We start from the raw sequence: 24,897 nt of genomic DNA on the forward strand, positions 1-24,897 counted from the left end.
GTCAGTCCGAATAAAAAGCGCCATCACCGTGCAAATTTGCGAGGCCGCTTCAGCGTAAAATCTGCTTTCTGTCACATTTTTTTGCAATTAAGCCAGGTAACGACAACAGAACTCCCGTAAAAAGGTCATCGATTTTTAATGACCTGAGGATATACCGTTGAAACGCCGTCTGTTTATTGCTGTTTCTTTACTCGCTTCGAGTGTCTCTTCTGCCTTCGCGGCCGATCCGCTGGATTTTTCGCCGCAGCCTCCGGCCATTCAGGCGGGCTCCTGGGTGCTAATGGATTACACGACTGGTCAGATCTTAACGGCGGGCAACGAACATCAACAACGTAATCCGGCGAGCCTGACCAAGCTGATGACGGGCTACGTTGTCGATCGGGCCATCGACAGCCACCGCATTACCCCGGATGACATCGTTACCGTTGGCCGCGACGCGTGGGCAAAAGGGAACCCGGTGTTTGAAGGATCGTCGCTGATGTTCCTGAAAGAGGGCGATCGTGTCTCGGTGCGCGACCTGAGCCGTGGTCTGATTGTGGATTCCGGTAACGACGCCTGCGTGGCGCTGGCGGATCACGTAGCGGGTGGTCAGCCGCAGTTTGTGAAGATGATGAACGACTATGTACAAAAGCTGAACCTGCGCGATACCCACTTTGAAACCGTCCACGGTCTGGACGCGCCGGGCCAGCACAGCTCTGCCTATGACCTGGCCGTGCTCTCCCGGGCTATCATTCACGGCGAGCCAGAGTTCTACCACATGTACAGCGAAAAGAGCCTTACCTGGAACGGGATCACCCAGCAAAACCGTAACGGCCTGCTGTGGGATAAAACCATGAACGTTGATGGCCTGAAAACAGGGCACACGTCGGGAGCGGGCTTTAACCTGATTGCGTCAGCGGTTGACGGTCAGCGTCGTTTAATCGCGGTGGTGATGGGCGCTGACAGCCCGAAAGGGCGTGAGGAACAGGCCCGGAAGCTGCTGCACTGGGGGCAGCAGAACTTTGATACGGTGCAGATCCTGCATAACGGCAAAAAAGTGGGAACAGAGCGTATCTGGTACGGCGATAAAGAGCAGGTGGAATTGGGCACCGACCAGGATTTCTGGCTGGCCTTGCCTAAAACAGAAGTTCCTAACATCAAAGCCAAGTACGTGCTGGATAAAAAAGAGCTGGAAGCGCCGATTGCGGCTCATCAGCGGGTAGGGGAGATCCAGCTTTACGACCGTGACAAAGTCGTGGCGCACTGGCCGCTGGTGACGCTCGAAGCGGTAAATAAAGGCGGCCTCTTCTCCCGTCTGAGCGATTATCTGCATCACACGCTGTAACGGCCTGCGTTAAAGCACATGAGCAGACTGGCGCGGTTGCGAGTCTGCTCACATAATAAACACTCCTCGTTTGCTGAACAGTTAAAACCTGCTTTATAGTGTATAAATATACAGTAATAAAAGGAGGCAGCATGGACTACAGCATCAAGCAGCAACAGAAACGTAAAATCGCCGGCTTTCATCTGGTCGGGCCGTGGGACAAAACGGTTAAACAGGGCTTCGAACAGTTAGTCATGTGGGTGGATGGACGTCACATTCAGCCGCTGGAGTGGGTTGCGGTTTATTACGATAATCCGGACGAGGTCCCGGCAGAAAAATTGCGCTGTGACACGGCCGTAACGGTCCCGGACGATTTTGTCATTCCTGAAAACAGCGAAGGCGTCATGATGACGGAAATCGCCGCTGGAGGGTATGCGGTGGCGACGGCACGCGTTGAAAACCATGACTTCGCGACCCCTTGGAACCAGTTCTTTAATTCCCTCTTGCAGGACAACAGCTACCAGATGGCCCCTAAACCCTGCTTCGAGCGCTACCTTAATGATGGTAACGCGGACGGTTACTGGGACATCGAAATGTATATTGGTGTAGAGCACAAAGCCGGTTAAGCCTGGTTATTACAGGGTTTTTCAGCCGGGTGTGATCCGCCCGGCTGAAAACACAGTACAATTGTGATTTGCCGTGTAGCTGGAGAGCGGGTGTGCGTCCCGACAAATCATTAACCCCTTTTGAAATTCGTCTGTACAAACACTACCGCGTGGTACATGGGTGCCGTATCGCGCTGGCCTTTGTGTTGACGTTTGTGCTGGTTCGTTTGCTGGATGTTCCTGAGGGAACATGGCCGCTTATCACGCTGGTGGTCGTGATGGGGCCTATTTCGTTCTGGGGGAACGTTGTTCCACGCGCCTTCGAGCGCATTGGCGGTACCGTTTTAGGCTCTGCCCTGGGGCTTATCGCGCTGAAGCTTGAGCTTATCTCGTTTCCGGTTATGTTGATCTGGTGCGGTGTCGCGATGTTCCTTTGCGGCTGGCTGGCATTAGGCAAAAGGCCCTATCAGGCGCTGCTGATTGGTATCACGCTGTCGGTGGTGGTCGGTGCACCGGCAGGGGATATGACGACCGCCCTGTGGCGAAGCGGGGACGTGATCCTCGGCTCATTGCTGGCTATGCTTTTTACCGGCATCTGGCCACAGCGTGCTTTTCTGCACTGGCGTATTCAGATGGCTAACTATGTCACCGCGTTCAACCGCGTCTATCAGGCCGGATTTTCCCCTAACCTGGTTGAGCGCCCCCGGCTGGAAAAACACCTGCAAACGATCCTCAACGATGTGGTCAGGATGCGCGGGCTGATTACCCCGGCCAGCAAAGAAACCCATATCCAGAAATCCATTTTCGAAGCCATTCAGACGGTAAGCCGCAATCTGGTATGCATGCTTGAGTTGCAAATCAACGCGCACTGGGCTTCTCGTCCCAGCCACCTTTTAATGCTCAACGCCCATACCTTAAAAGAGACGCAGCAGATGACGCAGCAAACGCTGTTGACCATCGCCCACGCGCTTTATGAAGGTAACCCGCAGCCCATCCTGGCGAACAGTGAACGTCTGAATGAGATCGTTGCGGAGCTGAAGCAGTTAATGAATGAGCGTCAGAGCGATAACGTCGCGGAAACGCCTATTCATGGTTATGTCTGGCTGAGCATGGAGCTGGCGCGGCAGCTGGAGCTACTGTCGCATCTCATTTGCCGGGCGCTGCGCAAATAAAGAGCAGCTATCTCCATATGTGACGCCTGCTGCTTCGATTCAGCATCAATTGGGGTTATGATAGCTTTAAACGATATACTCATTGTCATTCGCAGCCGCTGTCAGTAAGGTTATTGTTACAACGGTTGCTTTAACGAATCCGAATCTCACATTATCAGGGGTGTAAAAATGGAAACTACCAAGCCTTCGTTCCAGGATGTTCTGGAATTCGTCCGCCTGTTCCGCCGCAAAAACAAACTGCAGCGTGAAATCCAGGACGTTGAGAAGAAGATCCGTGACAACCAAAAACGTGTCCTGCTGCTCGATAACCTGAGCGACTACATCAAGCCAGGCATGAGCGTTGAGGCTATTCAGGGCATCATCGCCAGCATGAAGAGTGACTACGAAGACCGCGTTGATGACTACATCATCAAAAACGCTGAGCTGTCTAAAGAACGCCGTGATATCTCCAAGAAACTGAAAGTAATGGGCGAAATCAAAAACGGTGAAGCCAAAAGCGAGTAATCGCCGATGAATACAAAAAAGGCTCTCTGGTGACAGAGAGCCTTTTTTATTACGCAGTACGCGGCTGTAGCTGATAAATCCAGGCGTTGACCTGTTTTCCATCCGGCGTGGTCACATTGACCTCAACCCGATCGTAGCCGTCTTCAAATTCGTCCAGCATTGGCCAGTGTGCACTCAGGCTATCAGAGATAAACAGAAAGCCCTCCACGCGTGGGCCGTCCGGGTGCAGCACTATTCCCGGAAAATCTGCCGCCGCGCCCCAGCCACGTTCGTAAAACGTCCCGGTGACAAAACCGGCCTGCCATTCGCCACCGATGTTTTCAAGAATATGTGCATTCGCGTGACCCGGGCGTAGCGTGCCGTAGACAAACAGAGCGTTCATTTTCCCTCACCAGCAAAGCAAAAAGCCTGCTATAAAAGCAGGCTTTTTAAATTTGGCTCCTCTGACTGGACTCGAACCAGTGACATACGGATTAACAGTCCGCCGTTCTACCGACTGAACTACAGAGGAATCGTTGTGGAGGCTTATCTTAGCGGCGAAAAAAGTTTTGTCAAACCTGATCTTAGCGATTAGCGATCGATTGATGATTCTGTCGACAGTTTGTTGTAAATCCACACATCTTTTTATGGAAAATACTTTGCAGGTTTAGCATTTCTCCCCCATCATTTGAAATGGAGTTTCAACTTTCTCGTTAAGGTCCATTTTGAACGTCACTGCCCCCCTACGCCAGGCGATTATGCGCACGCCATGGTATGCAAAGCGTAAAAGCTATCGTGTTCTGTTCTGGCGTGAAATCACCCCCCTTGCCGTGCCTATTTTCCTGGAAAACACCTGCGTTCTGTTGATGGGGGTGCTGAGTACCTTCCTGGTCAGCTGGCTGGGTAAAGAGGCGATGGCCGGTGTCGGGCTGGCGGACAGCTTTAACATGGTGGTTATTTCTTTTTTTGCCGCCATTGACCTCGGGACGACAGTTGTCGTCGCCTTTAGCCTCGGCAAGCTCGATCCTAAACGTGCGCGCGAGGCTGCCCGACAGTCGCTGATGATCATGACCATTTTCTCGATCGTGCTGGCGGCGGTGATCCACTATTTCGGCAGGGAAATTATCGATTTTGTCGCCGGTGAGGCCACAAATGAAGTTAAAGACCTGGCGCTGACCTACCTGGAAATGACGGTTCTGAGTTATCCGGCTGCAGCCATCGCGCTGATTGGCAGCGGCGCGCTGCGCGGGGCGGGCAACACCAAAATTCCGTTGCTGATAAACGGCGGGATGAACATCCTGAATATTATTATCAGCAGCGTGCTGATCTACGGCGTCTTCTCCTGGGACGGGCTTGGGTTCGTGGGTGCCGGGCTGGGGTTAACGATTTCACGTTATATCGGTGCTGCTGCCATTCTCGGGGTGCTGATGGCGGGGATCACGCCGTCACTGCGCCTTACGCTGAAGAGCTATTTCCGCCCCTTTAACTTCGCCATTATCTGGGAAGTGATGGGAATTGGTATTCCCGCCAGTATTGAATCCGTGTTGTTTAACGGGGGCAAGCTGCTGACGCAAATGTTTGTCGCCGGGATGGGGACTGACGTTATCGCCGGTAACTTTATCGCCTTCTCCATTGCCTCCCTGATAAACCTGCCGGGCAACGCCCTCGGTTCGGCGTCGACCATCATCACCGGTAAACGGCTGGGAAAAGGGCAGATAGGGCAGGCGGAACGGCAGTTGCGGCACGTCTTCTGGCTGTCAACCATTGGCCTGACGCTGATCGCCTGGGGAAGCGCCCCCTTTGCCGGGCTTATGGCCTCTTTTTATACCCACGAAGATGATGTCAAAGAGGTCGTTAAGATCCTGATCTGGCTGAATGCGGCCTTTATGCCCATCTGGGCGGCTTCATGGGTTCTGCCTGCCGGGCTGAAAGGGGCACGCGATGCACGCTTCGCGATGTGGGTGTCGATGCTCGGCATGTGGGGTTGCCGTGTGGTGGTGGGTTACACGCTCGGGGTCATGCTTGGCATGGGGGTAGTCGGCGTCTGGCTGGGGATGTTCCTTGACTGGGCGGTGCGTGGGGCGTTGTTCTACTGGCGTATGGTCAGTGGGCGCTGGCTCTGGAAATACCCGCGAATAAAACAGGAACCGACGACCACAGAATCAACAGAATGCCTGACAAATGCGCGAAGTGGAGAATAATTCGGCAAACAGTCAGAAATATGCATTCTGCCTTTGACATCATCGGGGAGCATCGATAATATGCGCCCCGTTCACACGATTCCTCTGTAGTTCAGTCGGTAGAACGGCGGACTGTTAATCCGTATGTCACTGGTTCGAGTCCAGTCAGAGGAGCCAAATTTAAAAAGCCTGCTTTTATAGCAGGCTTTTTGCTTTTCTGCGTTCTGAAAAGGTCCGATGCCACGGGCTTACAGCCGGGTCAGGCGAAACCGCCGCCCGGCATCCACTGCTATTTCTAATGGTTAACCCGAACCGGCATCGTCGCCTCAAGCAACCATTGCCGCGCGTCGCTGTCGACCAACGGTAACAGGGCCTCACGCACCTGCTGATGATACTCATCCAGCCACTGTTTTTCCTGTTCGTTCAACAGCTGTAACTCGACCTGGCTCAGGTCGATCGGGATCAGCGTCAGTGAGGAAAACGTGCAGAATCCCGGACGGCTTTCGACAATCTCCACCTGGTTTTCAATGCGGATCCCATGGCTGTCCGCCAGATAATATCCAGGCTCAATAGTCATGATGGTGCCGGCCACCAGGGGCCACGGGTTAACCTTTTTGGCGAGACGATGCGGGTTCTCATGGATAAGCAACTGATGTCCTACGCCATGCCCTGTCCCGTGATCGTAATCCAGCCCCATTTCCCACAGCGGGCGACGCGCGAAGGCATCAAGCTGATGGCCCTGGCTGCCGGAGGGGAACTGTAAGGTTATCAACGACAGGAACCCTCTCAGTACGGCGGTGTAGTGCAACTTCTGCTGTGGCGGCACGCTACCCCATGCCAGCGTACGCGTGGCGTCAGTGGTGCCGTTATGGTACTGACCGCCGGAATCATTAAGGTAAAAATGATGATGACCGATGGGCTTATTGCTGGCTTCGCTTGAGTGATAGTGGCACATCGCCGCATTACTGGAGGAGGCGGAGATGGTGGCAAAACTTTGCTCAATAAATCCAGGCTGCTGTTTACGGAACGCGAGCTGCTGCGCCTGCGCTTCCAGCTCCGTCAGCGGTTTTCCCGCCGCCTCACGCAGGGGGACTTCACGGCTTAGCCAGGCCAGGAAATTCACCCAGGCAGCACCGTCCTGGTGATGACACTCGCGATACCCGGCAAGTTCGACCAGGTTTTTAGTGGCTTTCATCAGAGTGATGGGATCGGTTCGCCAGACTATTTCGCCCTCTGGCTCAATGGCAAAGCGCAGGGCGACCGGTGCGGAATCGGCATCAACCATCACCCGCTTGCCTTGTGACAGGCGCTGGCAGCGTTCGATAAAGGCATCCTGTGGCGCAATCCTGAACGCGTTTCTCACGCTCTCGGGTAGCTCGCTGAGCTTATTGTCGTTAACAAACCACTCCACGCTACCGTCACGATCAAGAAGGGCAAAGGAGAGGGGAACAGGACTGGATGGAATGTCAGCGCCACGCACGTTCAACAGCCAGGCGATGTTATCTGGCAGAGTCACGGCCAGATAATCGGCATCGTGTGCGGCCAGCACGGCGGCAACGCGCTGGCGTTTGGCGAGGCTGCTTTCGCCACTGACCTCCACCGGCATTTCTCGAATACGTCCCGCCGGCGCGGCAGGGCGATCGTGCCATAAGGTATCAAACGGCGACTGACTGAGCGGAACCAGTTCACAGGGTGTTGCAGACAGTTGCCCGAACTCCGTATTGGTCATCAGCAGTGCTTCAAACCCAATACGCATGCCGGCCCCGGCGTTGGCTGTGAGCCATTCGGCCAGCGGTTCATTGTGCAAATGGTGGATTTCAATTTCATCCATATTGACCTGAAGGCGAGCCTGAACCTGATAGCGGCCATCGACAAACAGCAGGGCTGTGTTTTTCAGAATCAGCGCCAGACCTGCGGAGCCATCAAAGCCCGTCAGCCAAGCCAGCTTTTCATCGTACGGCGCGCAATACTCACTCTGCCAGGCATCCGCGCGCGGCACGATCATGCCATCAAGATTGTTTTCCTGTAGCCACCGGCGCAGGGCCGATAAGCGTGATGGGGTGTGCATGGTTATTCCTTGTTCTGGTTAGCGGAATGGCGGCTCGTTGAAGGTACGTAATTTACGGGAATGCAGCCTGTCACCTTCCGCACGCAGCAAATCAATGGCGCGAATGCCGATTTGCAGATGTTCGGAGATTGCCCCTTCATAGAAACGGTTGGCCTGACCCGGAAGCTTAATTTCGCCGTGCAGCGGTTTGTCGGAGACGCACAGCAGCGTGCCGTAAGGGACGCGGAAGCGATATCCCTGTGCGGCGATGGTGGCGCTTTCCATATCAATCGCGACGGCACGGCTGAGGTTGAAACGCAGCGCGGAGGCGGAGTAGCGCAGCTCCCAGTTGCGGTCATCCGTCGTCACTACCGTACCGGTACGCAGACGCTGTTTAACCTCTTCACCCGGCATACCGCTCACCTCTTTGGTGGCGTCATACAGCGCACGCTGCACTTCGGCGATGCTCGGGATAGGAATATCCGGTGGAAGCACAGCGTCAAGCACATGGTCATCACGCAGATAGGCGTGGGCCAGCACGTAGTCGCCAATCAGCTGGCTTTCACGCAGGCCGCCGCAGTGTCCAATCATCAGCCACACGTCCGGGCGCAATACCGCCAGATGGTCGCAGATGGTTTTGGCATTTGACGGACCAACCCCGATGTTAATTAAGGTGATCCCCTGGCCGTCAGCGGTGATCAGGTGCCAGGCAGGCATCTGGTGTTTTTTCCACGCCAGGTCGGAGATGGCCTGCTCGGGTGCCTCGGTTTCCGCGGTGATCCAGATCCCGCCGGCGCAGGACAGCGCGATGTAAGGGCTATCCGGGTCGAGGATCTGGCTACAGCCCCAACGGACAAACTCGTCGACATAGCGGGTGTAGTTGGTAAACAGTACAAAGGGCTGGAAATGGTCGACGGGCGTCCCGGTGTAGTGACGCAGGCGCGCCAGAGAGAAATCCACGCGGCGGGCATCAAAGTGCGACAGCGGTGAAAATTCTGCCGGGTGGTAGATACCATCCGCCGTCTCATCGCCAATCTGCGACAGCTCGGTGGTCGGGAAATGGCGCGTCAGTCCCGCGCTCATGGAGCGGTCAAGGGTTAATGCCGAACCGTCAATCACATACGGATACGGGATCTCATGCTGTGAAGGTTCAACGGCAATGTGCGCACCGTAATCCTGATACAACAGCGTGAGTTGCTCTTCAAGATAAGGACGGAACAGTGCAGGGCGGGTGACGGTGGTGCTGTAGCAGCCGGAGTGGGTAAAGCGTGCGTAGGCGCGCGTTTTCGGCGTGTTAGTCGCGCTGCCGTCCCAGGTGACGGAAAGCGATGGATAAACAAAAAGGCCCTTACTTCTGGCCTTTTCGTCGGGGAGTTTCCCTGTTTCGATATACTCACTGATGGCGCTGCGCAGCGCGTTGACGGACTGTTCATACAGTGCATCGAGTTTTTCCAGTACCTGAGCCGGGGTCAGGCTGGAGCCCTTATTATTCATCTCTGTCTCCTTGTTCCACAGGTGTGCGACTCTACCCGATAGTATGTCACACGCCTGTGAAACAAAAGTGAGATCAGGTGTGGCTCGTCTCTTTCATCAAGAGCGCCGTCGCCGCTGACAGCAGGCAACCGGCCAGCAGATAAAGTGCCACACTATGCCAGTTGCCGCCGGAGAAGGTCACCAGCGCGGCGGCAATAAATGGCGTAAACCCGCCGCCGACCACGCTTGCCACCTGATAGCCTACGCCCGCGCCGCTGTAGCGATAGCTCGCCCCGAACAGTTCGGTAAACATGGGCTGCTGCACGCAGACCACCATATCGTGGGCGATGTTAGCGAGCATGATGGCAAAGAAGACAATCCAGAAGATCGACTGTGCCTCCAGCGCCATGAAGAACGGCCAGGCGCTGAGGGTGCCAATCAGCGCCCCGGTGATATAGACGCGACGGCGACCAAACCTGTCCGCCAGCCAGGCGAAGCTGGGGATAGTCAGGCAGCTGATCCCGCCGACCAGCAGGCCAATGTTCAGGAACAGCTCGCGGGGCAGACCGAGATTTTGCGTTGAATAATTGAGGGCAAACGCGGTCACGATATACATCGTCAGCAGTTCGCACAGGCGCAGGGCAATAATTTTCAGAAAAGCGCCAGGATGCCGGACAAGCGCTTCCATCACCGGCAGCTGTTTTCTGGCAACGGGCGGTTCTTGCCGCTGTTGTTCGAACTCAGCAGATTCTTCCATGCCGTTGCGGATCCACAGGGCGGCGACAACCAGCACGATGCTGAAGATAAACGGAATGCGCCAGCCCCAGCTCAGGAATTGTTCATCGGTGGTGAAATGGCTCATCAGCGACACCAGCCCGGTGGAGAGCAGCAGACCTACGCCATAGCCCACCTGCACGCCGCTGCTGTAAAACGCTTTCTTGTTCTTCGGGGCACTCTCAACGGATAACAGCGCCGCGCCACCCCATTCACCGCCTACCGCGAAGCCCTGAATGGCGCGCAGCGTAACCAGCAGCACCGGCGCCCACCAGCCAATGGCGGAAAATGAAGGGAGAACGCCAATCAGCGCGGTGGCGATGCCCATCATCCAGACGGTGAGCATCAGCATGCGTTTGCGACCGAGACGGTCACCGAAGTGGCCGAAGATCACTCCGCCCAGTGGACGAAACAGGAAGCCGACGCCAAAGGTAGCAAACGCGGCGAGCGTACCCATTGCCGGGCTAATCTGGGGGAAGAATTCGCGGTTAAACACCAGCGCGGCAGTAATGCCGTAAAGCAGAAAATCATACCAGTCGACGACGGCACCCGCGAAGCTGCCGAGGGCTGCGCGGCGGGCACGATTGAGCGAAGGTGTCTCCTCGTTGGGATGTGTGGAGGTGAGAGTGGAGTCCATAGTTGTCCTGTCTGCACGTATTTCTAATTATTGGTATAAGAAAAGGTCACTCACATAGCCACCGTCATATAAACGGAACGTATGAGACTACCGCGCCAGGGCGCGTGTGCAAACTGATTTTATTTCCTGATGGGTAATGCAAAGCGGCTACGCTATGCTTAGCAAATCGAGGTGCGACTGAGGAAGGGAATATGTGTCGTATAAATATGTTGAGTTGTCTTGCTGCATTACTTATCAGCCAGAGCGTTCAGGCGGTAAGTTATCCTTTACCGCCGACAGGCAGTCGGCTGGTGGGCACTTCGCAAACCATTACCGTGCCGGATCACAATACGCTACCGCTCGAAGCGTTTGCCGCGCAATACGGGCAGGGTCTGAGCAATATGCTGGAAGCGAACCCGGGCGTGGATCCTTTTTTGCCTAAATCCGGTACGCAACTGGTGATACCCCAGCAGCTGATTTTGCCTGACACCGTCCGCGAGGGAATTATCGTTAATGCGGCAGAAATGCGCCTCTACTATTACCCACCGGGAAGCAACACTGTTGAAGTGTTACCCATCGGCATTGGTCAGGCCGGGCGCGAAACCCCGCGAAACTGGGTCACGGCGGTAGAACGTAAGCAGGAAGGCCCCACCTGGTCTCCTACGCCGAATACGCGCCGTGCCTATGCGGCAGAGGGGAAAACGCTGCCTGCATTCGTGCCCGCCGGGCCCGATAACCCAATGGGACTGTATGCGATTTATATTGGCAGGCTGTATGCCATTCACGGGACAAACTCCAATTTTGGCATCGGACTGCGGGTGAGCCAGGGTTGTATTCGTCTGCGCAATAACGACATTAAATATCTTTTCGATAACGTCCCGGTAGGCACCCGTGTGCAGCTTATCGATCAGCCCGTTAAAGTGACGACAGAGCCGGACGGCAGCCGCTGGGTAGAGGTGCATGAACCGCTATCACGGAACCGGGCGGAATTTGAATCGACCCGGAAAGTGCCTTTGCCGATATCTGCCTCGCTGCGAACCGAGCTTGTCAACGAGGGGGCGGGCGCGGAACTGGAACGTCGGTCAGGGATGCCGGTTAAGCTCGGCAACTGAGGGCAATTTTACCTGCCGCAGAAAAGCAAAAAGCCTGCTATAAAAGCAGGCTTTTCAAATTTGGCTCCTCTGACTGGACTCGAACCAGTGACATACGGATTAACAGTCCGCCGTTCTACCGACTGAACTACAGAGGAATCGTGTGAACGGGGCGCATATTATCGACGTCAGCCAGCCTTGTCAAAGGGTGGATCAACGCCTTTTGATCGTTTGCTGACAAAATCAGCAAAATGGCGTTTTTGACGCCGGAATGCACCGTAATGGTGCGCACATACCCCTAATGGGGCAGATCATAAACTGCTGTTTCAGTAATAAAACCGCTGCTTATGATTAGCTTTCCTTATTTTCAGCCGCTTAGCGACAAATCAGACCTCTTCGTAAAACTGGCATTCATATTGCAAAACCCTATCAACAATGAAAAGCCAGTACCGGCACAGCATTTCGAACAGGGGGCAAAATGAACTTAAGACGACTGAAATACTTCGTAAAAATCGTCGATATCGGCAGCCTGACTCAAGCGGCGGAAGTGCTGCACATCGCGCAGCCTGCGCTGAGCCAGCAGGTGGCTACTCTGGAAGGCGAGATGGATCAACAGCTGTTGATCCGCACCAAACGTGGCGTGACGCCAACGGAAGCAGGCAAAATCCTTTATACCCATGCGCGCACCATCCTTCGCCAGTGCGAACAGGCGCAGCTGGCGGTGAATAACGTGGGCCAGACGCTGAGCGGCCACGTATCCATTGGGCTGGCTCCGGGAACGGCCGCGTCCTCTATTACCATGCCGCTGCTGCAGGCCGTCCGCGCAGAGCTGCCAGAAGTACTGGTTTACCTGCATGAGAACAGCGGTTCTGTGCTGAATGACAAACTTCTTAGCGGCCAGCTGGATATGGCGGTGCTGTACGACCGCTCACCGGTGGCCGGGATCACCAGCCAGCCGCTGCTGAAAGAAGATCTCTACCTTGTGGGCACCCGCGACTGTCCGGGGCAGAGCGTCGATCTGACGGCCGTTGCAGAAATGAATCTTTTCCTGCCGCGTGACTACAGCGCGGTGCGCGTGCGTGTGGATGAAGCGTTCTCCCTGCGCCGCCTGACGGCAAAAATTATCGGTGAAATTGATTCCATCTCCACGCTAACCGCCGCTATAGCCAGCGGTATGGGTGTGACCGTTCTGCCAGAATCCGCAGCACGTTCGCTGTGCAGCGCAGCAAACGGCTGGATGGCGCGCATCACCACGCCTTCGATGAGCTTACCGCTGTCGCTGAATATGTCCGCGCGCGGATCGCTGTCACCTCAGGCGCAGGCGGTAAAAGAGATTCTGATGTCGCTGGTCAGCAAACCGTCTCTGGAGAACCGTGAGCTGCAGCTGGTGAGTTGATATTCCATAAAAGCATAAGATGCTGGTTTTTATTATTTGTTCTGCAGGTCGGCTGACTCTAACAATAGCGTTATGTCAGATGCGCCGGAGTGAATCGTGAATTTCCAGCAACTTAAAATTATCCGTGAGGCGGCCAGGCGGGATTACAACCTGACCGAGGTCGCCAATATGCTTTATACCTCTCAGTCCGGCGTCAGTCGCCATATCCGCGAGCTGGAAGAAGAACTGGGGATAGAGATTTTTATCCGTCGCGGCAAGCGTCTGCTTGGCATGACGGAGCCGGGCAAAGCCTTGCTGACCATCGCGGAGCGGATCCTCAACGAGGCCAGCAATGTGCGTCGCCTGGCGGATCTCTTTACCAATGACGCCTCGGGCGTCCTCACTATCGCCACCACCCACACCCAGGCGCGTTACAGCCTGCCGCCGGTGATTAAAGCCTTCCGTGAACTTTTCCCTGACGTCCGTCTGGAGCTTATCCAGGGCACACCGCAGGAAATTGACGTGCTGTTACAAAACGGTGGGGCAGATATCGGCATTGCCAGTGAACGCCTGAGCAACGATCCGCTGCTGGTGGCTTTCCCGTGGTTTCGCTGGTACCACAGTCTGTTACTTCCCGTCGACCATCCGCTGAATCAGGTCACTCCCCTGACGCTGGAAGATATCGCGAAATGGCCACTGATTACCTACCGGCAGGGTATTACCGGACGCTCGCGCATTGATGAAGCCTTTAACCGCAAAGGCTTAACGCCGGATGTGGTGCTGAGTGCACAGGACTCTGATGTAATCAAAACCTACGTCGAGCTGGGGCTGGGCATTGGTCTGGTGGCGGAACAGTCCGGTGGTGAACGCGAGACGGAGAGCCTGGTACGACTGGATACGCGTCATCTCTTTGATGCCAATACCGTATGGCTCGGCCTGAAGCGTGGACAACTGCAGCGCAACTATGTGTGGCGCTTTATCGAACTCTGCAACGCCGGGCTGTCCGTGGATGAGATTAAACGTCAGGTGATGGAGCCAGAAGAAGTGGCGATTGATTATCAGATTTAAGCCCCTTATAGCACCCGTCCCCGTCGACAAGAAGCACAAGCCTGCAATTAAAGCAGGCTTTTTTATTGAAACCGTTTAATTTCCTGACAGCTTGTTCTCAAGAATACCCTGATGAATAACGATACCCTGTGACGTCATAAGATTGTCTTATATGGAAATATTTCTCATATTTCCATTGGGTTACATATAAGAATAAATAAAAAAATATGATTCTTTTAGATGAGGATAATATTCGCGTGCGGCAAAAAAAGGGCTGAAAAGCCCCATAACACGCCGAGCGAAGCGTTAACTAAAAGGGTATTTTTTTAATGCCGCCTGGTTTTCGAAAACGTCGGCTACCGCTTGAATCTTTTTAAAATCCCCGGCGTTAACGACGTGAGGGATCATTGACTGAATAAATGTCCAGATAACCGTACTGGTGACAGCAACCTGATCGGCCACCGCGTTTTCCGGACGGGCTTCCAGCAGCGCGTTCCATTCCCGACAGGCAGCCAGCAGCTGGACGGTAATACGTTCTATCCACGGATTATGTTGTTTCTCCGCCGGGCGCAGATTGTGTTCGTACACATTTTGCACAGCTTTCTCCGCGGCTGCGAGGATAAAGCCCAGCGTCTGGAGATCGTTCGCCAGTGCATCCTGCGTCACGGGCAGGAGTCTCCGTTCAGGCGCGGCCTGAGCCTCAAAATAATTCAGTATGAGAGACGAGTCCATCAGACGTGTTCCATTCTCCAGAACCAGCGTTGGCGCTTTTACCGTAGGGTTAATCCGGGAAAATTCCTCAAATGTGCTGAATACGGACAACGGCTGGCTTTCAAACGCAACGCCATAAAGTTCCAGGGAGACCGCCACGCGGCGTACATAAGGAGAATCCATCATGCCAATCAGCTTTATCATGATTCCAGTTTTCCTGTCTGTGTGAAATAACGCTTCATTGAAGATGATAAACAGACATTACAATAAATTCGTTATGGCGAATATCATCAGTATGTTACGGCCTGAGTGAGTATTACTGACAGATTGGCCGGTTGACCTGCTAATACACCGCGATGTTAGTAATGTCTTCATAAGCCACATGAGGACATGCCCATGAAGAAGCGTTTTTCCGACGAACAGATCATCAGTATCCTCCGCGAGGCTGAAGCCGGGGTTTCTGCCCGTGAGCTCTGCCGTAAGCACGCCATTTCAGATGCCACCTTTTACACCTGGCGTAAGAAGTATGGCGGTATGGAGGTGCCCGAGGTTAAGCGCCTGAAGTCGCTTGAGGAAGAGAACGCCAGGCTCAAGAAGCTGCTTGCCGAAGCCATGCTGGATAAGGAGGCGCTTCAGGTGGCTCTGGGGCGAAAGTACTGACGACAGGGCAGAAGCGTGAAGCCGTGGTGTTGATGTGTGATGCGACCGGTTTGTCGCAACGTCGTGCCTGCAGGCTTACAGGTTTGTCCCTGTCGACCTGCCGTTATGATGCTCAGCGTCCGGCTGCTGATGCACATTTATCAGGGCGTATTACTGAGCTGGCGCTTGAACGCAGGCGTTTTGGCTACCTCCGCATCTGGCAGCTGCTGCGTCGGGAGGGCCTTCACGTCAATCACAAGCGGGTATACCGTATTTACCACCTTAATGGGCTGAGCGTAAAACGCAGACGACGCCGTAAAGGGCTGGCAACCGAACGGTTTCCGCTTCTGCGCCCGGATGCGCCGAACCTTACATGGTCGATGGATTTCGTTATAGACGCACTGGCCAACGGTCGGAGGATCAAGTGCCCGACCTGTGTGGATGATTTCACGAAGGAGTGTCTGACGATCACCGCTGCTTTCGGTATTTCAGGCGTTCAGGTCACGCGTATTCTGGACAGCATCGCGCTGTTTAGGGGCTATCCGGCGACAATAAGAACCGATCAGGGCCCGGAATTTACCTGCCGCGCGCTCGATCAATGGGCCTTTGAGCATGGTGTGGAACTACGGCTTATCCAGCCAGGTAAGCCAACGCAGAACGGATTTATTGAGAGTTTTAACGGACGCTTTCGCGATGAGTGTCTGAATGAACACTGGTTCAGCGATATTCTTCATGCCCGGAAAACGATTAATGACTGGCGGCAGGATTATAACGAGTGTCGGCCACATTTGGCACTGAATTATCAGACGCCATCAGAGTTTGCAGCACGGTGGCGAAATGGAAAATGTGAAGGTAAACAAACCGACATTACTAACTGACGGTTGTAGCTAATACTGGGGGCAGGTCACCTGCACCGTAAAACGCCCGACCTGCGGATCGTAATAACGGAACAGGTTATAGTGTAATCCCGTTTCACTGTCGGCATAGCGCAATGGCTGATGAGCGAGGGCTGTTTGAAAATCATCCTCAACAAAAGAATTAAGTTAGAATAATGGCTTTCACGAATGTCATGAAATGATTACAAGTTATTGCCCTCGCGAGACTAACGTCTGTTCATATCCTCAGTTAATTTCTGGTGAAGATGGTGCTGAAAATAGTTTAATACAGCCTGCAACCCTTAAAAATAGTGTGCAGGCTGTCTGGATAAATGTCAGAAATCTAAAAAATCATCATTTTCAAGGTAATAGTTTAAAGCATCAATAAAATCTTGATTACTGGCAGAAGGTTTTTGTTCGATTACTGATAAGATTACATCAGCAAACTGCTCACCAGAATAAATATATGATAAACCTCTGCTAGCCGCATCTTGCGGATAGACTTCTTTATCGTTTTCATCTACCTGTGGATAACCGGAGACAAAATATTCTTTTTCTCCGAATAACTCTCCGTCTGAGCCATAAATGCAAAAATTATCATCTTCGCAACGCGATTTAACCATGATGTCAATTATATCTTTCAATTTCATATGGTTACCTTTAATCGACATACTATCCCCTTTTTATTTAGGTTTAGCTACAAATTTTTCTACCAGTAGGACCATCAAGCTTACCTTGTCGTCCAGGTTTTCCACCACCCCATATGTCACGTCCACCTTTACCAGTTGGATGATATAAAGAATGATTAGATCTGTGGTCTGCTCTGTCGACCAGAGTCAGTCTGTTTATATCTTCATGGTGATGCCAGGTTAATCCCGAAGGACTTCTGCTCATATCCCCATCTTTGAGCCAGTCATTTAGTTTTGGATATCTGTTGAGCATATCTTGGCGAAATTCCGGATTCGTCTCCATTTTCTGAACAAAATCCACATTAGCTCTGTTGAACTGGACTGCATCACTGGAATATCGATATTGAGGGTCAAGTGAATAATCATGAAAAATATGATATTCACCATTATTTGGCCTGTTAGCTAACCCCCACGGATCAATCCAACCCAGCGGATTCGGTGCATACTGATAAAGATTCCAGCCTCCCAGTAATCCAATCGGGTCCTGCACCGTAAACCGCCCAACCTTCGGATCGTAATAACGGAACATATTATAGTGTAATCCCGTTTCACTGTCTGCGTACTGCCCGGCATAGCGCAGTGGCTGATGAGCGAGGGCAGTTTGCTGCGTGAATCTGTGGAAGCCTTCCGTCTGTCGTGCAACCTCACCAAAACTCTCGTAATGACCGCTCCACCGGAGTTGTCCCTGTTCATCAGTGATATCCAGCGGTGCACCGTTCAGATCGGTTGTGAACCAGAGAACCTCTCCGCTGGTTTCGTCACGCAAATGGTCAATACGCGCCAGCGGGCTGTATGTTTCGTTCGGGTCGTAAACATATGTCTGACATTGTCCGTTCTGCTGCTGTTCCTGCAACAGCCGGTATCCCTGCCACAGAAAGCGGGTCTTTGTGGTGCCGTGTGGCATGGTGACCGTTTTGCGTGTGCGGCGGCCCAGGGCGTCATAATGGTAGCGGGCGGTAAAATTGCCTTCTGGTCCATTGCCCCCGGCCCGTATCAGGCGGTTTTCCGCGTCGTATACATAATGCTGTTCATACAGACCACTTCGGCGAAAGACCAGGTTACCCCACCAGTCGTATTTCATAAACAGGTTCTGCCAGTGCGTGAGGCGGTTATCCCTCAGCGACAGGGCAGGAAGGTCATCATCCGGCAGCAGGTTATCCGCAGCGTCGTACCGGAACCTCCTGTTACTGTGGTCCGGACGGGCTTCGTAGTGCCTGAGAAAACGGCCTTCCTCATCATAGCCGTAAATTGTGTTGCCACGCAGGGTGTCACTGACGTCTGACAATTCTCCACGCCCGGTGTAGTTGAAGGCGCGTTCGAAGATTGTCTGTTCCGGCAGGTCGGGTGAGAAACTGCGCTGCCCGGTACGTCTGCCGAGACTGTCATACCGGCGGGTCTGTTCACGGGTTCCCTGAGTGCGGGCCACTTCCCTGTGAAGGCGGTCGCGTCTAAATTCAGAGATGATTTGCTGACCGAACCGGATGGCACTGACGTGTCCGGAACCGTAATGCAGCCAGCTTATCTGCTGGCCGCCGGGCAGGGTCAGCGCAGTGAGATTACCCAGAACGTTATACGCAGAATGCAGTTCACCGTTGACTCCCTGCTCAGCGAGCAGGTTTCCTGCCGCGTCAAAGGTAAACTGAATTTCATCTTCTTCGATTCCCAGCGCCATGCCATCGGCGGTTGGCTTGCGGGTCAGGCCGGTAAGCTGCCCGCTGTTTTTACGCTGGTAATGGTACTGAGCATCGCGGGTAGTGCGTGTGGTCAGCAGGCCGCTGCTGTCATAGCTGAAATGCTGAGCGCGTCGTGGGATGCCGCCATCAACGTCTGGTCTGCCGTTTTCCATCAGCGTGGTGAGCAGTCCACGTTCATTCCATTCCATCTGCCGGGATGTATCGTCCGGGCGGACTTCGCTCAGTGGGTGGCCTGTCGGGTCATATGTAAAACGATACTCGCCACCGTTGCCGTTTTCCAGACGCAGCAGATTGCCTCTCGGGTCATAGTGCCAGCGGCGGGTTCGTCCCGTGCGGTCGGTAACGCTTTCTGGCAGTCCAAGCGCGGAATACTGCCAGCGAACCTCACTTTCCAGCGGGTCACGCCAGGCAGTGAGCTGTCCGTGCGCGTTCCACCGCAGCGTTTCCTGACTGCCATCGGCACGAATAACGGCGGTGAGCTGGCCTGCATCGTTCCATTCGCGGCGAGTGAGGTTGCCTTCTGCATCTTCACTGTTCAGGAGCTGACCGAAGCGGTCATAGGTAAAGCGGGTCACGCTGCCGGAGCAGTCGGTGCGTTGCGTCAGCAGCCCCTGACGGTTCCACACCAGCAGCACGTCACCACCACTGGCATCGGTGATGCGGTCAGGCAGCGTTTCTTCTTCATCAGGGTAGTGATACGTGGTGGTGTGATTCAGTGCATCGGTTTCCGACAGCAGGCGACCGTTCAGGTCATACACAGACTGAGTGGCTGTTGAATCCGGGAAAACCGTGCGGGCGATTCGGTCAGTATTACGGAACCAGTAATACGCTGTGGTGCGCCCTGCCGGGTCGGTCTCTGACGTGAGGCGGCCATAACGGTCCCACTGGCTGCGCCGCATGGCTCCGTCAGGCAGGATAACTTCGCACAACTCCCCATCACGACAGACGAAGCCGGTCTGGCGACCGTCATAATCGGTGAAACGTGCAACATTATCATCGTCGTCAACCAGCCAGTGTGCCTGTGCGCCATCCTCGCGGGTGGCGCAGCGGGTGCCGTTTTCAAAATCGTAATCAAAAGTAAGCTGCTCACCCGCGCTGTTGCGGTAAGCCAGCACGCGGGGCAGTCCGTCAAGGTTCTGCCAGAGATACTCGTTCAGCAGACCGTTGCTGTCCTCATGGCTGCGCAGTAAATCCGTACCGTCCCCGTCGTCATACCAGCTGAAACGGCGGCGTACCTGACCGCCACGTCCGGTGACGCTAATCAGCCGGGCCTTGTCATCATAATCGTAGCTGACCAGACAAATCTCATCGTCCAGCCAGGCTCCGGCAAGGCGAACCTGTCCGCTGACGGTCTGATAACGGCAGACCACGCGCTGTCCGGCGCTGTCGGTGAGCGCATGCAGCATGTGGTCGTCGTTCCAGTCAAAAAGAATATCGTTACCACAGGGTTCGGTGAGTCGCAGCGGCATGGAAGGGGAATCGTCCCGCAGGGATGAGTAATGCCAGCGTTCGCCGCCGATGTCATACACTGACCAGGTATCATCCTGATGGTGTTCCAGCCAGCGTTTTTCAGTTTCGCAGAAGGTACACTTCCCTTTCGGCACGAGAGGAAATGACACGTAATCGCCGGACGGTGCACGCCACACCAGACCGTCCTGATATTTTTCCAGTCGCGTTTCCCAGAAAAGTGACCAGCCACGGCCCAGTACGCTGTCGCCGGGATTGCCACTGCGCCAGTAACGCTGCCAGACAACCGGCAGACGGGACGGTAATACAAAGTCCAGATCGTCATCACCGGACAGGAATTTCTGCCCACTGACGATATCAACCGGGCGGGCGATGATGCCCACGGCGGCGGCGCTGGTCATCAGCACGCCTGCGCGGCAGGCGACGCGGGCCAGTTTGTTGATACCCGGGATTTTACTGAACAGTCTTCCCAGCGCACCGACTTTGCCTGCCGCTCCGCCCGCTCCACCAAGCAGTCCGGCAAATAACAGTGTCAGGTCAGAGGCTTTATAGAGCCACTCTGGCACCTCTGACTGTATCGGCAGTGTCTGTTCCGCCTCACCGCCGATAATCACATCTGCTGAACCGGTCATGACCTTTCCACCACAAGTGGTCTGATCGCCGAGACGGGCAGCAGGCAGGCCATTGATGTAAACCTGTGAGGATCCTTCGGCCATCTGCTGCGAGCCAGCATCCCTGGCGCATTCCACCATGCTTTCGGTGGCAAGGGCGGCAGGTCTGCCATTAATGAACACGTTATGCGAGCCGGTGGCAATAACGCCTTCCTTCTCCATACTGGCGACCCCGGCATCCGCAATGCTGTCTCTGGCCTTCGTTGCCAGTTCGCCAGTAGCATATCCTACTGCCAGACTGGCCCCGACCAGAAGCACACCAATACCCAGACATGACGCACCGATACCGGCAATCATCAATGCCCCGGCGGCGATACCTCCAACTGCGGCAATCAGTCCACCGACAATCGTCCCGGCAATCATCCCTGCCAGTGCATGAGAATGGCCAATATCATCACCCACGCGTGCCGCTTCAAACATAACAACGTTCCTTAATTGTCAGGTGTTAAAAGAAAAGCTGGCAAGCAGCGCATGGAACTGTTGACTGTCTCCGTCCGTCAGTATCGCGGTGCAGGACACAGTGAACACCAGAATATGGTTTGCAGACGTGTTAAATACCGCCTGTTGCTGGAAGACCCGTTTACCGTCACGCAGATAGCTGGCATGCACACATTCACCCTGTAAAAGGTTATTGCCGAGCTCAGCTGGCACCCGTTCCGTTTGATTCCAGCCTTTCAGATGCTTCTGCATCAGCGTTAACTGCCGGTCAATATAGTCCGGCAGGCTTTCACCCTCATTCAGGTTGTCGCGGGAGATGTTAAAAGCAGGCTTATTCTCACCGGGAAGGGTGAAGAGATTAACGGTACGATCCTGATAGTGATCAGGAAGGGTGATGTGGCCTTCGGTAAAAACACAGAGAGGGAGATTTTCAGACATTAAGCAGCTTCCGTATGCATCAGGACGGTTTAAGTGTGCCACAGGGGCATAAAGCTTGCTATATGAAAGGTCGCTTTTCCCCATGTCAGGCATATGTCTATAAATAAGTACCCGTCAGGAAACAGTCAAAACCAGCAGAGGGCTACTTTCGATGTGCAAAATCAGTCAATTAAGCTCACATTTCATTAACTTATTGATCTGTTATATCGATCGATAAATGTATATTTTTTAGCGCTGGGATCAACTCCTGATGCTAAAAGCTTTTTGGCTTCGTCGCGGCGTTGCCTTGCGTCTGCCAGAGAAACGGCAGGGTAGCCACCTATGGAAAACACCTTTTGTTTCGCTTCAAAGCGATAACCCAACTGCCAGTACGTTGAACCGTTAGGATGTACCAGAAGGTAGAGGCCGAACCCATCAGTGAGCTTAACGGGCTTTTCAGCGGGTTTAGCATTTTTTACTTTGGTATCAGTAAGTGGCATGGCGGTTACCCTTGGATGCTGGTAAAAGAAAAACCGAACCAGCTTTACCAGCATTTTTACCAGCAAAAGGGTGTAGCTTCGAGTGTTTTTTACGAGACGTGAGTAGACAAGCTAGAAGGATTAACCAATTGATAGAAAGCAAAAAACCAGACGTCAGTAGACATCTGGTTTCTTTAAATTGGCTCCTCTGACTGGACTCGAACCAGTGACATACGGATTAACAGTCCGCCGTTCTACCGACTGAACTACAGAGGAATCGTGTGAACGAGGCGCATAGTATCGACCTCAGTTCGTCTTGTCAAAGGGGGAAAACGCACTTTTCGTTCGTTTGCCGACAATTTCAGCAAATCGCTGATTTTATAGCAAATTCGCGCTGAAATTACACAGCAAATTGCGCCGCCCGCAGGCGGCGCGCAGGATTAGAACAGTACGGAGTAGTTCAGACCAAACGTACGGCCACGGCCTTTATAAGTATACAGACCTGGTGCACCGTAGGTTGGGCTATACAGCCCCGGCGCACGCTGACCCCAGGCGGTGGTGTAGTCTTTGTCCAGCACATTTTCCACGCTGAAGCTGACTTTACCCACCGGCAGGTCGTAGCTGCCCAGGAAGTCGACCGTGTTATAGCCATCGATCTTCTTACCGTCGGCATCTGACACGTCAAAGGTCTGCGTACTCTGCACGCGCAGGGTCCAGTCGCCCGGTGCCCAGTTGACCCAGGCGCTGGCTTTCGACGGGCTGGCGCTGTCTACCGTCAGCTTCTCCCATTTACCGTTCTCGCGGGTTTCAGACTTAATGGCGTTAAAGTTCGCGCCGGTGCTCCAGTCGCTGTCGGTGAAGAAATAGTCCACCTGGCCTTCAATCCCGTAGATACGACGCTTGTCGTCTTCCAGGTTGATGGTCATGTCCGTCTTGTTGATGGTGATGGTTTTGTCCGAGAGCGAGTAATACGCCGCAACCTGCGTGCGCAGGTTGTCGCCGGTGTAGCGCCAGCCCAGCTCATACGCGTTAACCTTAATGCCGTCCAGCGTCGAGTCGTTAACGTTCACGCTGTTCAGCAGGCGATAGTGCCCGTCGACAAGCTGGTAGGTACCGGAGCCGTAGTACTTCGCCAGGTCCGGAATTTCGAAGCCCTGGGAGAAGTTAAACCACAGCTGCTGCTGTTCGGTCAGGCGGCCAAGGATCCCGGCGTTGAACAGGAAGTTGTTGTAATTGGTTTTCCCGCCCGGTACCGCGTCAGCCGATGTGGCTTTCCCGTTAGCGATGGCCTGTTGCTGGGTATAACCAACGAAGTCATCCACCTTGTTTTCGGTGTACTGATAGCGCACGCCGCCGCTCAGGGTGATGGCATCAATGTCGTAGCTGGCCTGCAGGAACGGGGCGAGGTTGGTAATGCTGTAACCCGGGTAACGGCCAACGTTATAGGCGTTCTCCAGATCCATACCGCCGCTTGCTGCCGCTTTGTCCAGATTGAAGAACTGCTGGTTAGCGTCGAAGGTTTCGTGGTCAGCATCCACACCCCAGGTCAGCGTTAAATCATCCATCGGTTTGCTGTTCAGCGTCAGCTTGCCGCCGTAAAAATCGGTTTTCTGCTGCGACGCACCGATGCTGCTCACCACGCCTTTGGTCAGTGTCGGGAACGGGTAGTAGGTCAGGCTTTCGTCACGATAGTAAATCTGTGCGACCAGATCCTGGCCCCAGAAATCGGTGTTGGAATACTGCAGGTTAATCAGATGCCGCTCTGTGCCCGGCAGGCGGTCAGAGTTCAGGTTGCCTTTATTGTAGGCTTTGGCATCACCCGTAACCGCGGAGAAGTTTTCCCCAAGGAACAGGCCGTGCTTCCCGTCGGACTCGCTCTTGTAGTATTGCGTCGTAAGCTGCAGCTGCTGGTGATCGTCGATGTTGAGGGTGCCTGTTCCCATCACATCCAGACGGTCGGAATACTGTAATCCGGTCTGGGTGTTATCAATAATCACCTCGTTGCCTTTGCCGTCGTACCAGCCGCCGTAGCGCTGATACGATACTGACAACCGGCCAGAGGCATTGTCGTTGCCGCCGCTCACCGCGGCTGACACGTTCTCATCGTGATCGTTATGGCTGTTAAAGCCACTCTTTGCTCCGGTCTGGAACTCCACTTCGGTATCAGGCTGGCCTTTTTTGGTGACGATGTTCACCAGGCCGCCGGTGCTGCCGCCGCCATAAAGCGAGGTTGCACCTGAGATGACTTCGATGCGGTCGATGTTGAACGGATCGATAGAGTCAAGCTGGCGGCTGTCGCTGCGGGACGAGTTAAGACGCACGCCATCCACCATCACCATCATCGAGCGGCCGCGCAGGTTCATACCGTAGTTGGTGCGGCCCTGGCTGCTGACGTCCATGCCCGGGATCAACTGCGCCAGGACTTCTTTAATCTCTTTTCCACCCTGAACCTGCTGTTCAATCTCAGCACGCTCAATAACCCAGGTAGTCTGCGCCATCTCCGCCACGCTGCGGTGCGCGCGGCTGGCGGAGACAACAATATTTTCTTCCTTTTGTTCTTCCGCCCACGCAGAGGTAGAAAGCATTGCAAGCAAGCAAGGATTTAAAACCCAAAGATGAGAACGTTTCATTGTTATGTAGTTCCTGAATGT

The 24,897-nt window shown here is 54.1% G+C and carries 18 protein-coding genes, 4 tRNA genes and 2 pseudogenes; 10 read left to right on the plus strand and 14 right to left on the minus strand.

Translation table 11 applies throughout. The annotated features are described in order from the left end of the window. Nucleotides 1-157: 157 nt before the first annotated feature. The 4 genes from dacD to F8561_RS20570 all read left to right on the plus strand — a co-directional run bounded on the left by dacD (nt 158) and on the right by F8561_RS20570 (nt 3,584). Entirely contained in the window at nt 158-1,324 is a 1,167-nt protein-coding gene (gene dacD, locus F8561_RS20555; protein WP_014170783.1) for a serine-type D-Ala-D-Ala carboxypeptidase DacD, read from the plus strand. A 131-nt stretch (nt 1,325-1,455) separates the two neighbouring features. Further along, entirely contained in the window at nt 1,456-1,929 is a 474-nt protein-coding gene (gene sbmC, locus F8561_RS20560) for a DNA gyrase inhibitor SbmC (protein WP_068794777.1), read from the plus strand. A gap of 92 nt (nt 1,930-2,021) precedes the next feature. Then, a complete protein-coding gene (locus F8561_RS20565; protein ID WP_032678500.1) occupies nt 2,022-3,080 on the plus strand; it encodes an FUSC family protein in 1,059 nt (352 codons plus the stop codon). Nucleotides 3,081-3,248: 168 nt separating this feature from the next. Next, complete coding sequence (locus F8561_RS20570) at nt 3,249-3,584, plus strand: DUF496 family protein (protein ID WP_008499467.1); 336 nt, start codon at nt 3,249-3,251, stop codon at nt 3,582-3,584. 49 nt (nt 3,585-3,633) lie between these two features. Here F8561_RS20570 and F8561_RS20575 read toward each other — a convergent pair whose 3' ends face one another. Both F8561_RS20575 and F8561_RS20580 read right to left on the minus strand, forming a co-directional pair. Beyond that, nucleotides 3,634-3,966, minus strand: a complete 333-nt coding sequence (locus tag F8561_RS20575; protein ID WP_032680657.1) for a gamma-glutamylcyclotransferase family protein — start codon at nt 3,964-3,966, stop codon at nt 3,634-3,636. Between the two features lie 53 nt (nt 3,967-4,019). Then, a tRNA-Asn gene (locus F8561_RS20580) sits at nt 4,020-4,095 on the minus strand. A 193-nt stretch (nt 4,096-4,288) separates the two neighbouring features. Here F8561_RS20580 and emmdR point away from each other — a divergent pair. Then, complete coding sequence (gene emmdR, locus F8561_RS20585) at nt 4,289-5,764, plus strand: multidrug efflux MATE transporter EmmdR (RefSeq protein ID WP_071605454.1); 1,476 nt, start codon at nt 4,289-4,291, stop codon at nt 5,762-5,764. A gap of 80 nt (nt 5,765-5,844) precedes the next feature. After that, nucleotides 5,845-5,920 (plus strand) — tRNA-Asn (locus F8561_RS20590). 118 nt (nt 5,921-6,038) lie between these two features. On the opposite strand, the gene F8561_RS20595 is transcribed toward F8561_RS20590, so the two are convergent. From F8561_RS20595 to shiA, 3 genes are all read right to left on the minus strand, one after another. Beyond that, on the minus strand, nt 6,039-7,811 hold the full coding sequence (locus tag F8561_RS20595; RefSeq protein WP_151887849.1) for an aminopeptidase P family protein: 1,773 nt from the start codon (nt 7,809-7,811) through the stop codon (nt 6,039-6,041). A gap of 18 nt (nt 7,812-7,829) precedes the next feature. Beyond that, complete coding sequence (locus tag F8561_RS20600) at nt 7,830-9,284, minus strand: AMP nucleosidase (RefSeq protein WP_151887850.1); 1,455 nt, start codon at nt 9,282-9,284, stop codon at nt 7,830-7,832. A 73-nt stretch (nt 9,285-9,357) separates the two neighbouring features. After that, the gene (gene shiA, locus F8561_RS20605; RefSeq protein ID WP_151887851.1) at nt 9,358-10,674 is read right to left on the minus strand and encodes a shikimate transporter; all 1,317 of its coding nucleotides are present in this window, start codon (nt 10,672-10,674) and stop codon (nt 9,358-9,360) included. Between the two features lie 191 nt (nt 10,675-10,865). Between shiA and ldtA the strand changes: the two genes are divergently transcribed. Beyond that, nucleotides 10,866-11,765, plus strand: coding sequence for a L,D-transpeptidase (gene ldtA / locus F8561_RS20610; protein ID WP_151887852.1), 900 nt, complete (start codon nt 10,866-10,868; stop codon nt 11,763-11,765). A gap of 61 nt (nt 11,766-11,826) precedes the next feature. On the opposite strand, the gene F8561_RS20615 is transcribed toward ldtA, so the two are convergent. Next, nucleotides 11,827-11,902: transfer RNA gene (locus F8561_RS20615), tRNA-Asn, on the minus strand. A 320-nt stretch (nt 11,903-12,222) separates the two neighbouring features. On the opposite strand from F8561_RS20615, the gene nac reads away from it, so the two are divergent. Continuing rightward, a complete protein-coding gene (gene nac / locus F8561_RS20620) occupies nt 12,223-13,140 on the plus strand; it encodes a nitrogen assimilation transcriptional regulator NAC (RefSeq protein ID WP_014170773.1) in 918 nt (305 codons plus the stop codon). Nucleotides 13,141-13,236: 96 nt separating this feature from the next. Beyond that, nucleotides 13,237-14,187, plus strand: coding sequence for an HTH-type transcriptional regulator Cbl (gene cbl / locus F8561_RS20625; protein ID WP_047955842.1), 951 nt, complete (start codon nt 13,237-13,239; stop codon nt 14,185-14,187). Nucleotides 14,188-14,472: 285 nt separating this feature from the next. Here cbl and F8561_RS20630 read toward each other — a convergent pair whose 3' ends face one another. Continuing rightward, nucleotides 14,473-15,081, minus strand: coding sequence for a glutathione S-transferase family protein (locus tag F8561_RS20630; protein ID WP_134178621.1), 609 nt, complete (start codon nt 15,079-15,081; stop codon nt 14,473-14,475). 192 nt (nt 15,082-15,273) lie between these two features. On the opposite strand from F8561_RS20630, the gene F8561_RS20635 reads away from it, so the two are divergent. Next, nucleotides 15,274-16,394, plus strand: a protein-coding gene (locus tag F8561_RS20635) for an IS3 family transposase (RefSeq protein WP_151887853.1) whose coding sequence is annotated in 2 segments (ribosomal slippage) — nt 15,274-15,532 and nt 15,532-16,394 — 1,122 coding nt in all. Because the reading frame shifts where the segments join, the coding sequence is not laid out codon by codon here. A gap of 30 nt (nt 16,395-16,424) precedes the next feature. Here F8561_RS20635 and F8561_RS20640 read toward each other — a convergent pair. The 7 genes and pseudogenes from F8561_RS20640 to F8561_RS20670 all read right to left on the minus strand — a co-directional run. After that, nucleotides 16,425-16,532, minus strand: a pseudogene (locus tag F8561_RS20640) (RHS repeat-associated core domain-containing protein); the annotation flags it as partial. A gap of 194 nt (nt 16,533-16,726) precedes the next feature. Further along, a complete protein-coding gene (locus F8561_RS20645) occupies nt 16,727-17,041 on the minus strand; it encodes a hypothetical protein (protein ID WP_113656147.1) in 315 nt (104 codons plus the stop codon). A 43-nt stretch (nt 17,042-17,084) separates the two neighbouring features. Next, nucleotides 17,085-21,332 (minus strand): RHS repeat-associated core domain-containing protein, encoded by a 4,248-nt coding sequence (locus tag F8561_RS20650; RefSeq protein ID WP_151887854.1) that lies wholly within the window; start codon nt 21,330-21,332, stop codon nt 17,085-17,087. An 18-nt stretch (nt 21,333-21,350) separates the two neighbouring features. Continuing rightward, nucleotides 21,351-21,788, minus strand: coding sequence for a DcrB-related protein (locus F8561_RS20655; protein ID WP_148576258.1), 438 nt, complete (start codon nt 21,786-21,788; stop codon nt 21,351-21,353). Nucleotides 21,789-22,012: 224 nt separating this feature from the next. Continuing rightward, a pseudogene (locus F8561_RS20660) lies at nt 22,013-22,267 on the minus strand (Arm DNA-binding domain-containing protein); the annotation flags it as partial. A gap of 179 nt (nt 22,268-22,446) precedes the next feature. Beyond that, nucleotides 22,447-22,522: transfer RNA gene (locus F8561_RS20665), tRNA-Asn, on the minus strand. A 164-nt stretch (nt 22,523-22,686) separates the two neighbouring features. Continuing rightward, complete coding sequence (locus F8561_RS20670; RefSeq protein WP_014170770.1) at nt 22,687-24,876, minus strand: TonB-dependent siderophore receptor; 2,190 nt, start codon at nt 24,874-24,876, stop codon at nt 22,687-22,689. Nucleotides 24,877-24,897 lie beyond the last annotated feature (21 nt).

This window comes from Enterobacter sp. 198, assembly GCF_009025585.1.
Classification (GTDB): Bacteria; Pseudomonadota; Gammaproteobacteria; order Enterobacterales; family Enterobacteriaceae; genus Enterobacter; species Enterobacter ludwigii.